Here is a 13,413-nt window from a genome sequence, read left to right on the forward strand (position 1 = left end):
AGAGTGCATTGTGCCAGGCGCGACGAGCCGGTCGTCACATCACCGAGATCGCCGTCATCACCAAACCGTCGGACACCATCCATCGACCGTCGAAAGCCGTCAGTGGAGGTCCGGATACGGTGTCGCCCGGGACCAGCAGTTCGGATCGAAACGTTCCCGAGATGTCGTCGCCGGTGCCGGTGCGCTCGAACGTGATGTGCGCGTCCTCGAACCCGAGCCAGCGACCGGTCAGCGGCTCCCAGGCCTTGTACGTCGCTTCTTTGGCGCAGAACAACACTCGATCCCAGTGGACGTCTTCTCGGCCCGCTGTCGAGAGCCACTCGCGCTCGGTTTCGAGGCTGACCGCGTCGAGCACACCGTCGGGAAGAGGTCCGTGTGGCTCGGCATCGATTCCCACCGAGCGAACCTGCATGGCGTAGCCCAGAACGGCACCGCGGTAGCCATCGCAATGCGTCAACGAGCCCACCACTCCCTTCGGCCACTGCGGTGCGCCGGAGGTGCCGCGCATGATCGGCGCGGGCTCCACACCGAGCTTCTGCATCGCCACACGCGCGCAGTGTCGAGCCGAGGTGAACTCACGCTTGCGCTTGTCCACCGCCTTGGCAACCAGCGGCGCTTCGAGTGGGTGCGGCATCAAACCCGGTGGATCGGTGAACAATTCGGCCGAGACGACCCCGTTTGGGAGAATCGATTCGATCACTGGCCTGCCCTCATCTTCTCGACCTCTGCCTCCATCTCGGGCGTCACGGTGAAGTGCCCGCCCCATTTGTTCAACGTGCCCGGCGGATACTCGGGAACCGGAAGAATCTGGCGCAGAACGTTGTTCGGCAGTCCACGCCGCTGCCATTCGCGCGGGTAACCCACCGAGACCTCCTCGAAGCGGACGCCGTCGTAGTAGGTGGTCCGCGGGATGTGCAGGTGGCCGTACACCGAGCAGATCGCATTGTACCTGGTGTGCCAGTCCGCCGTCAGCGTCGAACCGCACCACAGGGCGAACTCCGGGTAGAACAACACCTCGGTCGGCTGACGCACCATCGGAAAGTGGTTGATGAGCACGGTGGGAACCGTGGTGTCCAGCGCGTCGAGGCGCTCGCGGGTGGCGTCGATGCGGGCATGGCACCAGGCATCGCGCGTCGCATACGGCTGAGAGGACAGCAGGAACTCGTCGGTGGCGACGACGTTCTTCTCGCGCGCGATCGCCAGCCCGTGCTCCTTGTCCCGCGCACCCTGCGGGAGGAACGTGTAGTCGTACAGCAGGAACATCGGCACTATCGTCGCGGGTCCACCTTCGCCTTCCCAGAGCAGGTAGGGATCCTCGGGAGTGACGACGTCGATCTCGCGGCAGAGATTGACCAGGTACTCGTACCGAGCCGCTCCGTGGATCTGAACGGGGTCCTTCACCGTCGTCCACAACTCGTGATTGCCCGGAACCCAGATCACTTTCGCGAAGCGGCTGCGCAGCAGCTCGAGCGCCCATTTGATGTCGTCGGTCTTTTCCGAGACGTCTCCGGCGACGATCAGCCAATCCTCGGGTGACTCGGGATGAATGTCCTCGGTGACAGGTCGATTGCCTCGATGTCCGACATGAATGTCGCTCACTGCCCATAACTTGGCTGCCACTGATGATCCCTTCCGATGCACTCGGCCGCCGACGTCGAATCGCCACAACCGCCCGAGAACGTACCAACCTCCAATACTCCCCGGAGATTCCGCAGCGGTGCACGCGGGGTGAACCGCTGCGGTTCGTCGGACGGCTCCGAAAGGAGGGTCCACGCAGCAACGACCGCAGATTCGGGTATATGGTGCCATCCATGACGCTTTTGCGGACACTTACAGGAAACGGCATCGTGCGATGACGGCACCGCCGATACGCGTACGCGACGCCGCCGCACTGCTCGGAGTCAGCGACGACACCGTCCGCCGGTGGATGGACAGCGGGACCCTGCCCTCCCGCGACGACGAGACGGGCCGCAAGGTCGTCGACGCGCGCGCTCTCGCGCAGTACGCCCGCGAGCACGCCGCTCCCCCGCCCGAGGTGGCATCGGGCGGTAGCTCGGCCCGGAACCGACTCGTGGGGCTTGTCACCGACGTGGTCTCCGACGCGGTCATGAGCGAGGTCCGCATGCAGTGTGGGCCGTTCACCATCGTGTCCCTGATGAGCACCCGATCGGTCCAGGAATTGGGGCTCGAACCGGGCTCCATCACCGTCGCGGTCGTCAAGGCCACGACCGTCATTGTCGAAACTCCCTAGAACCGAAGGACGATGTCAGTGAAGAACATTCGAGCGGTTCACGGTGCTCTGGTCGCGGTCGCCCTGATGCTTGCAGGGTGCGCGGCCGACCCCGCTGCCGAGGACGCTCCGCAGGACGGGGGTTCGAGCACGCTGACCGTGTTCGCGGCGGCATCACTGCGCTCGACGTTCACCGCCCTCGGCACCCGCTTCGAGCAGGAACATCCCGGCACTACCGTCGATTTGAGCTTTGCGGGCTCCTCCGATCTGGCCGCGCAACTGGTCAACGGTGCACCTGCCGACGTGTTCGCCTCTGCCGATACCAAGAACATGAGCACAACCGTCGATGCCGGCCTCGTCGCCGGCGACCCGGTCGATTTCGCCTCCAACACCCTCACCATCGTCACTGCCCCGGGTAACCCCAAGGCCGTCCGGTCGTTCGCCGATCTGGCGAAACCCGATGTGCTGACGGTGATCTGCGCGCCGCAGGTGCCGTGCGGCGCGGCCACGGCAGCCGTCGAGAACGCCACCGGAACCGACGTCCCGGCAGTCAGCGAGGAGTCGTCCGTCACCGACGTTCTAGGCAAGGTCACCTCCGGTCAGGCCGACGCCGGACTGGTGTACGTCACCGATGCAACGGGGGCCGCAGACGCCGTCACCGCCGTGCCTTTCCCGGAATCGAGCGGGGCGGTCAACACCTATCCGATCGCAGCATTGAGCGGATCCGACAACGTGGACACGGCCCGCGCCTTCACCGACTTCGTCGCCGGACCGGTCGGCCGTGAAGTGCTGACGCAGGCCGGCTTCGCGGCACCGTGACCGGGCACGCCGCGGGCACAGGTCCGACCGTCGGTGTACCCGGATGGATATTCGTCCCTGCCGCTGCCGGAGCGCTTCTCGTCGTCGCGCCGTTGGCCGCGATGTTCACCCGAATCGACTGGACGAACTTCTTCGGGCTCATCACGTCCGAGTCCGCAGTAGCCGCACTGCTGTTGAGTCTGAAGACGGCCTCGGCGAGCACGGTGTTGTGTGTGCTCCTGGGTGTGCCGATGGCAACGGTCCTCGCCCGCAGTTCGTTTCGCGGTCTGTCGACGCTGCGTTCCCTCGTCGTCCTCCCACTGGTGCTCCCCCCGGTGGTCGGCGGTATCGCCTTGCTCTACACGTTCGGTCGCCAGGGGCTACTGGGCGAACATCTCGATGCCTTCGGAATCCGGATCGCGTTCACCTCGACGGCCGTGGTGCTCGCCCAGGCCTTCGTGTCGTTGCCCTTCCTGGTGGTCAGCGTCGAGGGCGCGCTGCGCACTGCCGGGGACCGATACGACGTGGTGGCCGCAACCTTGGGCGCTCCCCCTACGACGGTCCTGCGCCGCGTCACCCTCCCCTTGATCCTGCCCGGGTTGACGTCCGGAATCGTTCTCGCGTTCGCGCGCGCACTGGGAGAGTTCGGCGCGACCCTGACGTTCGCCGGTTCTCTCGAGGGAGTGACCAGAACCCTGCCCCTCGAAATCTATCTGCAACGCGAGTCCGACCCCGACGCAGCGATAGCCCTGTCGCTCGTCCTCGTCGTCGTCGCGGCAGTGGTGGTCCTGGCCGCTCGCGGTACTCGAACGACGGGAACACCATGAGTTCGCTACACCTGCGCGCCACCGTCGCGGCCCGGGGCGTCGATCTCGAGCTGGATGTCGCCGAGGGTGAAACAACGGCGATCCTGGGACCGAACGGCGCAGGTAAATCCACACTGCTGCAGCTCGTCGCGGGCCTGGTGCCACCCGACGACGGCATCGTCCGCCTGGGCGAGGACGTTCTGACCGACACGACCGCAGGGACGGCCGTTCCGGTGCACGCCCGCGGCATCGCGACTCTGGCACAGGAGACACTGCTGTTTCCTCACATGACCGCACGGACGAACGTCGCATTCGCACCACGTAGTTCCGGCGCCGACCGGAGGACGGCCGGGGCAGTGGCCGATCGATGGCTCGACGCAGTCGGAGCCTCTCACCTGGCCGAGCGCCGCCCGGCACAGCTGTCCGGGGGCCAAGCTCAGCGGGTTGCCATCGCCCGCGCACTCGCCGCCGATCCCCGACTCCTCCTGCTCGACGAACCGCTCGCCGCGCTCGACGTCGACACGGCCCCGGCCATCCGAAGACTGCTGCGCACCGTACTCCGAGAGAACGGTCGTACGGCACTGATCGTCACCCACGATCTGCTCGACGTCGTCGCACTCGCCGATAGCGTTGCCGTCGTCGACGGTGGACGCGTCGTCGAACGCGGTTCGGTCGCCGACGTTCTCACCGCCCCGCGAAGCGAGTTCGGTGCTCGCATGGCCGGGGTCAATCTGATCTCGGGCCACGCACTCACCGTCGGCGACACCACCGCGCTGCGCACGCCGTGGGACACCGTCGTGCACGGCTCGGGGCAACACGGTTCCGGGACGCCGGTGGTCGCAGTCTTCTCCCCCGCTGCCGTTTCGGTACACCTCACCGCGCCGCACGCCAGCCCGCGCAACGTCTTCGAAGTAGTCATCGAGGAGATGGAAGTGCAGGGCTCGGGCATCCGCGTCCGAGCTCGTCCGCACCCCGACGGCACACCGGGTATCGCGGCAGACATCACCGCCGCCGCGGTGTCGGAGCTGGGCCTGGAACCCGGCCGACGGGTGTTCTTCGTCGTCAAGAGCCGCGAGGTGGTGCTGCATCCGGCCCTGGTGTCACGGCGGTGATGCATGCGAACGCGATCAGTCTCGCAGTTGCCGATCGCTACCGGTCACGAGCCATTTACCCGATAGCACTCGACCGGCGACCGCGACCATGCGCAGGCAGACGAACACACCCAGACCCAGCCAGATGCCCACGACACCCCAGTCGAACACCAGGGCAGACCAAATGAACGGCAGGAACCCGACGATCGCACACGCCATCGTGGCGTTACGCAAGAACGCGGCATCGCCGCTGCCCAACAGCACCCCGTCCAACGCGAACACCACACCGGCGACCGGAATGATCGCCACGAAGATCCACCAGATCGCCTGCATCTGATCGATCACCGAGACGTCGGTGGTGAACAATCCCGGGACGACCGGCTGCCCGGCGGCGAACACCGCGGCCAGGATCACCGCGAAGACCGTCGACCATGCCGTCAACCGGCGAGCGAGCGCACGCGCATCCTCGGTCCTGCCCGCACCCAGGGCCGCTCCCACGAGTGTCTGCGCGGCGATGGCCAACGAGTCGAGCATCAACGACACCAGGTTCCACAGATGCAGCACCACCTGATTTGCCGCCACCGATGCGGCACCGAATCTCGACGCGACCGCTGCGGCAGACAGGAAGCACGCCTGGAATGCGAGACTGCGCACGATCAGATCGCGGCCGAGTACCAGCTGCGCCCGCATGACCGACCAGCGCGGGCGCAACGGCGCACCCGACCGCCCGAGGGCACCGACGAACAGAGCGCCTGCGACACCTTGGCCGATGACGTTCGCAACGGCCGAGCCCACCAATTCGAGCCGGGGAAATCCGAGCAGGCCGTGGACGAGGAGTGGACACAGCACCGCCGACACGCCGAAACCGAGCACGACGAACCGCAATGGTGTCGTCGTGTTCTGCACGCCGCGCATCCAGCCGTTCCCGGCCAGCGATATCAGAATGAACGGCACCCCCACCAGCGCCACGCGCAGCCACAGCAGTGCCTCCGCGGCAATGTCACCGCCACCGGCCAGTAGCGACACGACGGGGGCGGCGAACAACTGGACCACGAGGACGATCGCGAGACCGATCGCCACCGCCAGCCACGTCGCCTGAACCCCTTCCCCGACGGCGTCGCGCTCACGACCGGCACCGTGCATGCGCGCCGCACGCGCAGTGGTTCCGTAGGACAGGAAGGTCAGCTGCGTGCTGACCTGAGCGAGGACGAGCCCCCCGATCGCCAGGCCGGCCAGAGCCAACGCGCCGAGCCGGCCGACGACCGCCGCGTCGAACAGGAGGTAGAGGGGTTCGGCGGCCAGAACTCCGAGCGATGGAAGCGACAGCCCGAGAATTCTGCGAGCCGTGACAGGGGTGGAACTCACGACGCCGACAAGGCCTCACGGAGCGCATCGACCACGTCGGGGAGCTCACCGGTCGCGGTGTAGCCCGCGGCGTTGTGATGTCCACCGCCGCCGAGCCCGGTCGCCACTGCAGATACGTCCACCTGCGTCTTGGATCTGAGCGACACAACCCAGACCGACCCGAAATCCTGCTGCTTCAACACCGCAGCCACCTCCGCCTCGGAGGTGGTCCGCACGATGTCGATGACACTCTCGATCTCCTCCGACCTCAGACCGGCCGAATCCTCGCTCCGGATGACGGCGTACACGAGCCCCTTTCCGCCCGCCGCGTCGGGCAGCAGCTCGGCCGAACCCAGTACCGCCCCGAGCATCGGCAGCCAGTCGAAGGGGTGCGTATCGAGGAGGCGACGGGCGATACGTGCACCGTCGATGCCGGTCGCGAGCAATCTCTCGGCGAGCAGATGCGAACCCGGCCGCACCCACCGGAACGACCCGGTATCGGTGACCAGACCCGCGAACAGCAGATGCGCCAGGTCCGCATCGATGTCGACACCCCACCGATCCAGCAGGCGGACGATCACGGCCGTGGTGGACTCGGCGGACGCGTGGACGACGTTCAGTGTTCCGAACCGCGTGTTGCTCCGGTGATGGTCGATGACCAGGGACTCCGATGCGGAGTCGAGTCGCTCGCCGAGCGAACCGAGTCGACCTCGGCTTCCGGCGTCCACTGTGACCACCAGATCGACCGATTCGGCCACCTTCTCCGGCTCCACCAGCAGATGCCGGTTCGGTAGCTCTTCCATCGATTGAGGCAGAAACGCGGGCGCGGCGAACGCCACCTGCACCTGCGCGCCGCGACGTTCGAGTACCGAACCGATTGCCAATCCGCTGCCGATCGTGTCGGCATCCGGCTGGACATGGCAGAGCACGGTCACCGAGGAAGCGCGCTCGAGCATCTCGATCGCACGCGCCAGATCCTCGTCCAGCTCGAACTCCGAACCAGAGCCATCGGACATCTCAGTCGGCTTCGGCTGGCTCGACGGCTTCTGCATCGCCGCGATCCGCGGGGGACTCCTCGCGGGGAGCCTTGTAGGGGTCCGGGTCTCCGGCAGGCTTCGCGTTCGCCCGGGCGCGAGCCAGCTCCTCGTCGGCTGCGCGAGCGCGTTCGAGCAGCTCTTCCATGTGCCGGGCGGTGTCGGGGACGGTATCCGTCACGAACGTCAGCGTCGGAGTGAACCGCACACCGGTACCGGCTCCGACCTTCGAGCGGAGAACGCCCTTGGCCTTCTCCAGACCCGCCGCAGCTCCCTGCAGATCGGGCGGGGTATCGAGATCCTCGCCCATCACCGTGTAGTACACCGTGGCGTCGTGCAGGTCTGCCGTCACCTTCGTGTCGGTGATGGTCACGAACGCCAACCGTGGATCTTTGATCTCGTGGTCGATCGCCGTCGCAACGATAGCGGCGATTCGCTTGGACAACTTACGAGCCCTGGCCTGATCCACCACGACAATCACACTCCTCTTTCATGGCCGGACGTCACTGCAGTGCGACGTCTCGGCGATTACGCTCCAACATTCGCCGAACACGTTCGACGAACTCCCCGATCTAATCCTCGGGGCCGAAAATTCTTCGGCGTACTGCCAACAGTTCCAGATCCTGACGCTCGGCGACGTGCCGCTCGCACTCGTCGAGCTTGTCGTGCAACAGGTCGACGTTCGTGCCCGCCGCTGCCACGCCCAACATCGAACGCCGAATACGTTCTCGCTCACCGGTTTCGGCGGCAGACACTCCCAGCCTCTGCAGATCGCCGAGAACCGGTTCCACCATCGACCGTTTCTCGGCGAGCGAACGCACGTCCCCCAACAACACGTCCAACTCCAAAGCACCCAGATACACGCTGACGTCGCCCCTTCGATCAGCTCCGACGACAAAGCCGGTGGCGGTACATATGTCGTACCACCACCGGCTCGTCCCCGGAGTGCAGTGTCACTCCCCTGGCTTCACCACCGAGCCGACGCGACCGGGAACGGAGCTGTTCAGCTCCGGACCTGTTCTAGTCGCGCGGCTTTTCACGGAGCTCGTACGCCTCGATGACATCGCCCACCTTGATGTCGGAGTACGTCACCGTCAAACCACACTCGTATCCCTCACGAACCTCGACTGCGTCGTCCTTCTCGCGGCGAAGCGAGGAGATCGTCACGGTCTCGGCCACGACCGCATTATCACGGAGCAGGCGCGCCTTGGCGTTGCGACGGATCGTACCGGAGGTGACGAGGCAACCGGCGATGTTTCCGACCTTCGAGGAACGGAACAGCGCGCGGATCTCGGCCTGGCCCAGAGCGACCTCTTCGTAGATCGGCTTGAGCATGCCCTTGAGGGCCTTCTCGATCTCGTCGATGGCCTGGTAGATCACCGAGTAGTACCGAATGTCGACGCCCTCGCGGTTGGCGAGTTCGGTTGCCTTGCCCTCGGCCCGCACGTTGAAGCCGATGATGATCGCGTTGGATGCCGACGCCAGGTTGACGTTGGTTTCCGTGACGCCACCGACACCGCGGTCGATGACGCGCAACTCGACTTCGTCGTCGATCTGAATACCGAGCAAGGCCTCTTCGAGCGCCTCGACGGTTCCCGAGTTGTCACCCTTGAGGATCAGGTTGAGCTGCGAAGTCTCCTTCAGAGCTGCATCGAGATCGTCGAGGCTGATGCGCTTGCGACTCTTGGCCGCCAGAGCATTGCGCTTACGGGCATTACGGCGATCGGCGATCTGACGGGCGATCCGGTCCTCGTCGACGACCAGAAGGTTGTCGCCTGCACCGGGCACCGACGTGAAGCCGATGACCTGAACGGGCCGGGACGGCATCGCTTCGGTGACGTCCTCGCCGTGCTCGTCGACCATACGACGCACGCGGCCGTAGGCGTCGCCGGCGACGATCGAGTCACCGACGCGCAGCGTTCCGCGGGCGATGAGCACGGTGGCCACCGGACCGCGACCGCGGTCGAGGTGTGCCTCGATGGCGACACCCTGGGCATCCATGTCCGGGTTGGCACGCAGATCGAGTGACGCATCGGCCGTCAGCAGCACCGCTTCGAGGAGGGCATCGATGTTGGTGCCCTGCTTGGCGGAGATGTCGACGAACATCGTCTCGCCGCCGTATTCCTCGGCGACCAGACCGTATTCGGTCAGCTGCTGCCGGATCTTGTCCGGGTTCGCGCCTTCCTTGTCGATCTTGTTGACCGCGACCACGATCGGCACGTCGGCCGCCTGGGCGTGGTTGATGGCTTCGACCGTCTGCGGCATGACACCGTCGTCGGCCGCGACCACGAGGATCGCAAGGTCGGTGGCCTTGGCACCACGAGCACGCATGGCCGTGAAGGCCTCGTGACCGGGGGTGTCGATGAAGGTCACGAGACGCTCGTTGCCTTCGAGCTCGGTCAACACCTGGTACGCACCGATGTGCTGCGTGATGCCGCCGGCCTCGCCTTCGCGCACCGTGGTGTTACGAATCGAGTCGAGCAGTCGAGTCTTACCGTGATCGACGTGGCCCATGACGGTGACCACCGGGGGACGCTGCTCGAGATCTTCCTCGCCGCCGGCATCTTCGCCGTAGGTGAGATCGAACGAATCGAGCAGTTCGCGATCCTCGTCCTCGGGACTGACGACCTGCACGACGTAGTTCATCTCGCCGCCGAGAAGCTCCAGCGTCTCGTCGTTGACCGACTGCGTCGCGGTGACCATCTCACCGAGGTTGAACAGTGCCTGCACGAGTGCAGCGGGGTTGGCGTCGATCTTGTCTGCGAAGTCCGACAGCGATGCTCCGCGGGCGAGACGAATGGTCTCGCCGTTGCCGCGGGGCAGCCTGACGCCGCCGACTGCGGGAGCCTGCATGCTCTCGTACTCGGCGCGTTTCGCCCGCTTCGACTTGCGACCGCGGCGGACTGCTCCGCCGGGCCGGCCGAACGCACCTGCTGCTGCGCCACGCTGACCGGGACGGCCACCGCCGCCGGGACGGCCACGGAAGCCACCTGCGGGAGCGCCGCCTGCCGGTGCACCACCGGGAGCGCCGGGAGCGCCACCGCCGCGGTAGCCACCGCCACCGCCGCCGCCCGGACGTCCACCCGGTGCGCCGCCGGGGCGACCGGGACGGCCTGCTGCGGGGCCGGGACGTGCCGAACGAGTCGGCATCGCACCCGGATTGGGGCGAGGAGGCATGGAGCCCGGGCTGGGCCGAGGTCCGGCCTGACCCGGTGCGGGACGGGGGCCGCCCTGTCCGGGAGCCGGACGAGCGCCGCCTGCCGGTGCGGCCGGGCGGGGTCCGCCCTGTCCGGGAGCCGGTCGTCCGCCGCCGGGGCGCGGAGCACCGGCACCGGGAGCGGGTCGCGGGGCCGGTCGTTCGACCGGAGCCGACGAGTACGGGTTGTTTCCGACGCGCGGAGCCTTCGGGCCGGGCTTGGGGCCAGGACCAGCGGGCTTGGGGGCGGCCGGAGCCGACGCGGTTGCCTCGGCCGACGCGGCAGGTGCCTGCTCGACCGGAGCAGCGGGTGCTGCCGGACGAGGGGTGGGCGCAGCCGGTGCCGGCGTGGGCGCAGCGGCCGGTGCCGAAGGGGCAGCGGGAGCTACCTCTGCGGGCGACTGCGCTGCCGGAGCTTGCGCTGCGGGTGCCTGTGCAGCGGGGGCCTCGGGCTCGGCCGGGCGGGATGCCGGCTTGGGTCCGGGACGAGGTCCACTCGGCTTTGCTGCGCCGGGCTTCGCGGCGGAATCCGACGCACGATCTGCTGCTGCGCGACCGTTGGGTGCTGCTGCACCGGACGCCGGCGCGTCCGCGTTTGCGGACGGGAAGGATTCACGAAGTCGACGAGCCACGGGGGCTTCGACTGTGGATGATGCGGACTTGACGAACTCGCCTTGCTCTTTGAGCCGTGCGAGTAGTTCCTTACTGGTGACACCGAGTTCTTTTGCCAACTCGTGCACGCGGGCCTTGCCTGCCACTGCTCTCCTCACTGAGAGGCCGAGCGAGGCTTGGTGCCCGCACGACCTCGGGTTATCTCCGATGGACGTTCATCGTTGGTGCTTCACGGTGTGCTCATCAGTGCTGTTGCCTGTTCTTGTCGACGGGTGTTGCTCTTGTCGTGTTCTCGCCGTGCAGCCGTTCGTGCTCGTCGAGCACGTCCGATACTGCGGACGATTCCACATTTCCCGATATCCGAAACGCGCGGCCGAAGACTCGGCGACGTTCCGCATTGTGCAGGCATTCTCGGTTGTAGTGCAACCAAGCACCACGACCGGACATCGAATGCCGGACGTCGGGGACGAGAGCGAATTCGTACGAACCAGCTTCTCGAACCACGATCCTCAACAGATCGGCGGCCGGCACTCGCTCCCTGCACCCGACACATGTACGAATCGGCCGGCTTGTCACAACCGGATTCTCGCGTTCACGTCTCCGAGCGGAGAGGTCGTTACCGAACCATCGACCACTCTACCGCTGTATTGCCTCGATCTCCGCATTCCGGCCCTAGGCGCTGGTCGTCTCGGGTGCCGCCGCGTCACTGCGGATGTCGATACGCCAACCGGTCAATCGAGCGGCAAGTCGAGCGTTCTGCCCTTCCTTGCCGATCGCCAGCGACAACTGGTACTCCGGGACCACCACTCGCGCCGCGCGAGCGGCTGCGTCCACCACGGTCACAGACACAACCTTCGACGGCGACAGTGCATTCCCGACGAACGTCGCCGGGTCCTCGTCGAAGTCGATGATGTCGATCTTCTCGCCGGCCAGTTCGCTCATCACATTCCGCACGCGCTGCCCCATCGGCCCGATACATGCACCCTTGGCGTTCAGGCCCGAGACCGTCGACGCGACCGCGATCTTCGAGCGGTGCCCTGATTCACGCGCTACCGCCACGATGTCGACCGAACCGTCGGCGATCTCGGGCACCTCGAGCGCGAACAACTTGCGCACCAGATTGGGGTGTGTGCGCGAGAGCGTGATCTGCGGGCCGCGGTTGCCCCGCGCGACTCCGACGACGTAGCACTTGATGCGCTCACCGTGCTCGTACGTCTCCCCCGGAACCTGCTCGGCGGGCGGAAGCAGGCCGTCGGCCCCGTTCGCCTCGCTGCCGATCCGGACGATGACGGTGCCCTTGGCGTTGGCGCGCGTATCGCGCTGAATGACGCCGTTGACGATTTCACCCTCGTGGGTCGAGTACTCCCCGAAGGAGCGCTCGTGCTCCGCATCGCGCAAGCGCTGCAGAATCACCTGACGAGCGGTGGTGGCAGCGATCCGGCCGAAGCCTTCCGGCGTGTCGTCCCACTCGGAGATCAGATTGCCCTCGGCGTCGAACTCCTTGGCCATCACCCGGACGGAACCGGTCTTGCGATCGACGTCGATTCGCGCGTTGGACTGGTGCCCCTCGGTATGCCGGTAGGCGGTCAACAGCGCGGTCTGGATCGTCGAGATCACCATCTCGATCGGAACGCCCTTGTCCGCCTCGATGGCGCGCAGAGCTGCAATATCGATATTCACTTGTCCGACCCTTCTTCCGGTGCTTCCACATTCACGATTTCGTCGGTGTTCGCGGGTGACGGCCTACCGCCCACCACGCCGCCCGCAAGATCCATCTCTTCTGCGGTCGGCCGCGAAAATTCTACCTGCACAACAGCTTTCACAACATCGGCCAGCGCGATCGATCGTGTCGAGAGAACTCCCTTGTCCTTGATCACGAGGGCAACCGAGTCACCGTCGAGAAGTCCGACGCGGCCCTCGACCTTGCCGTCGGCGAGTTCGATCCGCACCTTGCGACCACGCGCGCGACGCCAATGCCGTGGTTGTGTCAACGGGCGATCGATTCCGGGAGTGGTGACCTCGAGGGTGTACGGCGCTTCGCCGAAATCGGTCACGCCGTCGAACACATCGGAGATCACCCGGCTCAACTCCGGCAGCGCGTCGAGGTCGACGCCGTCTTCACGGTCGACCATGATGCGCACGGCACTGTGCTTACCGGCAGCGACCACGTTCACGTCCTCGAGGTCGTAGCCCCGATCTCGAACCAGGTCGCCGAGCAGTTCGACAACCCTTTCCTGGGACGGAACAGGCATGTCGCGAACTCCTCGTGTGTAGTTGTCGGCAATGCGGCACAGGTGCGCCG

The 13,413-nt window shown here is 66.3% G+C and carries 14 protein-coding genes; 4 read left to right on the forward strand and 10 right to left on the reverse strand.

Annotated elements, in window-relative coordinates; translation table 11 throughout:
- Positions 1 to 34: 34 nt before the first annotated feature.
- Positions 35 to 700 (reverse strand): 4'-phosphopantetheinyl transferase Npt, encoded by a 666-nt coding sequence (npt, locus tag AB0P23_RS03520; RefSeq protein WP_283541496.1) that lies wholly within the window; start codon positions 698 to 700, stop codon positions 35 to 37.
- Positions 697 to 1,620 carry a metallophosphoesterase gene (locus AB0P23_RS03525; protein ID WP_027496756.1) on the reverse strand — a complete coding sequence of 308 codons (924 nt, stop codon included), beginning with the start codon at positions 1,618 to 1,620 and terminating at the stop codon, positions 697 to 699. Before AB0P23_RS03525 ends, npt begins: the two co-directional genes overlap by 4 nt.
- A 232-nt stretch (positions 1,621 to 1,852) precedes the next feature.
- Here AB0P23_RS03525 and AB0P23_RS03530 point away from each other — a divergent pair, with 232 nt between their 5' ends.
- The 4 genes from AB0P23_RS03530 (at position 1,853) to AB0P23_RS03545 (ending at position 4,946) form a co-directional block, all read left to right on the forward strand.
- A complete protein-coding gene (locus tag AB0P23_RS03530; RefSeq protein WP_032372598.1) occupies positions 1,853 to 2,251 on the forward strand; it encodes a TOBE domain-containing protein in 399 nt (132 codons plus the stop codon).
- Positions 2,252 to 2,317: 66 nt separating this feature from the next.
- Entirely contained in the window at positions 2,318 to 3,049 is a 732-nt protein-coding gene (modA, locus tag AB0P23_RS03535; protein ID WP_283541577.1) for a molybdate ABC transporter substrate-binding protein, read from the forward strand.
- A complete protein-coding gene (locus AB0P23_RS03540) occupies positions 3,046 to 3,855 on the forward strand; it encodes an ABC transporter permease (protein ID WP_027496753.1) in 810 nt (269 codons plus the stop codon). Before modA ends, AB0P23_RS03540 begins: the two co-directional genes overlap by 4 nt.
- A complete protein-coding gene (locus tag AB0P23_RS03545; RefSeq protein WP_287451520.1) occupies positions 3,852 to 4,946 on the forward strand; it encodes an ABC transporter ATP-binding protein in 1,095 nt (364 codons plus the stop codon). The genes AB0P23_RS03540 and AB0P23_RS03545 overlap by 4 nt, the downstream gene beginning before the upstream one ends.
- A 15-nt stretch (positions 4,947 to 4,961) precedes the next feature.
- On the opposite strand, the gene AB0P23_RS03550 is transcribed toward AB0P23_RS03545, so the two are convergent.
- The 8 genes from AB0P23_RS03550 to rimP all read right to left on the reverse strand — a co-directional run bounded on the left by AB0P23_RS03550 (position 4,962) and on the right by rimP (position 13,363).
- Positions 4,962 to 6,290 carry an MATE family efflux transporter gene (locus tag AB0P23_RS03550; RefSeq protein WP_032391521.1) on the reverse strand — a complete coding sequence of 443 codons (1,329 nt, stop codon included), beginning with the start codon at positions 6,288 to 6,290 and terminating at the stop codon, positions 4,962 to 4,964.
- Entirely contained in the window at positions 6,287 to 7,285 is a 999-nt protein-coding gene (locus AB0P23_RS03555) for a DHH family phosphoesterase (RefSeq protein ID WP_222071852.1), read from the reverse strand. Before AB0P23_RS03555 ends, AB0P23_RS03550 begins: the two co-directional genes overlap by 4 nt.
- 1 nt (position 7,286) lies before the next feature.
- Positions 7,287 to 7,775, reverse strand: a complete 489-nt coding sequence (gene rbfA / locus AB0P23_RS03560; RefSeq protein ID WP_027496749.1) for a 30S ribosome-binding factor RbfA — start codon at positions 7,773 to 7,775, stop codon at positions 7,287 to 7,289.
- Between the two features lie 100 nt (positions 7,776 to 7,875).
- Positions 7,876 to 8,166 carry a DUF503 domain-containing protein gene (locus AB0P23_RS03565; RefSeq protein WP_027496748.1) on the reverse strand — a complete coding sequence of 97 codons (291 nt, stop codon included), beginning with the start codon at positions 8,164 to 8,166 and terminating at the stop codon, positions 7,876 to 7,878.
- 157 nt (positions 8,167 to 8,323) lie between these two features.
- Positions 8,324 to 11,257 (reverse strand): translation initiation factor IF-2, encoded by a 2,934-nt coding sequence (gene infB / locus AB0P23_RS03570; protein WP_032366434.1) that lies wholly within the window; start codon positions 11,255 to 11,257, stop codon positions 8,324 to 8,326.
- A 97-nt stretch (positions 11,258 to 11,354) separates the two neighbouring features.
- Positions 11,355 to 11,687: a YlxR family protein gene (locus AB0P23_RS03575; protein WP_363796814.1), complete on the reverse strand. Its 333-nt coding sequence runs from the start codon at positions 11,685 to 11,687 to the stop codon at positions 11,355 to 11,357.
- A 96-nt stretch (positions 11,688 to 11,783) separates the two neighbouring features.
- Complete coding sequence (gene nusA / locus AB0P23_RS03580; protein ID WP_027496745.1) at positions 11,784 to 12,791, reverse strand: transcription termination factor NusA; 1,008 nt, start codon at positions 12,789 to 12,791, stop codon at positions 11,784 to 11,786.
- Positions 12,788 to 13,363 (reverse strand): ribosome maturation factor RimP, encoded by a 576-nt coding sequence (rimP, locus tag AB0P23_RS03585; RefSeq protein ID WP_032370966.1) that lies wholly within the window; start codon positions 13,361 to 13,363, stop codon positions 12,788 to 12,790. Before rimP ends, nusA begins: the two co-directional genes overlap by 4 nt.
- Between the last annotated feature and the right edge of the window lie 50 nt (positions 13,364 to 13,413).

It is taken from the genome of Rhodococcus sp. NPDC077669 (genome assembly GCF_040686915.1).
GTDB lineage: Bacteria > Actinomycetota > Actinomycetes > Mycobacteriales > Mycobacteriaceae > Rhodococcoides > Rhodococcoides fascians.

What these genes read in the sequence shown, in the direction of transcription:
- AB0P23_RS03530 (WP_032372598.1), top strand. Translation starts at nt 1,853, where the DNA reads ATGACGGCACCGCCGATACGCGTACGCGACGCCGCCGCACTGCTCGGA.
- modA (WP_283541577.1), top strand. Translation starts at nt 2,318, where the DNA reads ATGCTTGCAGGGTGCGCGGCCGACCCCGCTGCCGAGGACGCTCCGCAG.
- AB0P23_RS03545 (WP_287451520.1), top strand. Translation starts at nt 3,852, where the DNA reads ATGAGTTCGCTACACCTGCGCGCCACCGTCGCGGCCCGGGGCGTCGAT.
- AB0P23_RS03555 (WP_222071852.1), bottom strand. Translation starts at nt 7,285, where the DNA reads ATGTCCGATGGCTCTGGTTCGGAGTTCGAGCTGGACGAGGATCTGGCG.
- rimP (WP_032370966.1), bottom strand. Translation starts at nt 13,363, where the DNA reads ATGCCTGTTCCGTCCCAGGAAAGGGTTGTCGAACTGCTCGGCGACCTG.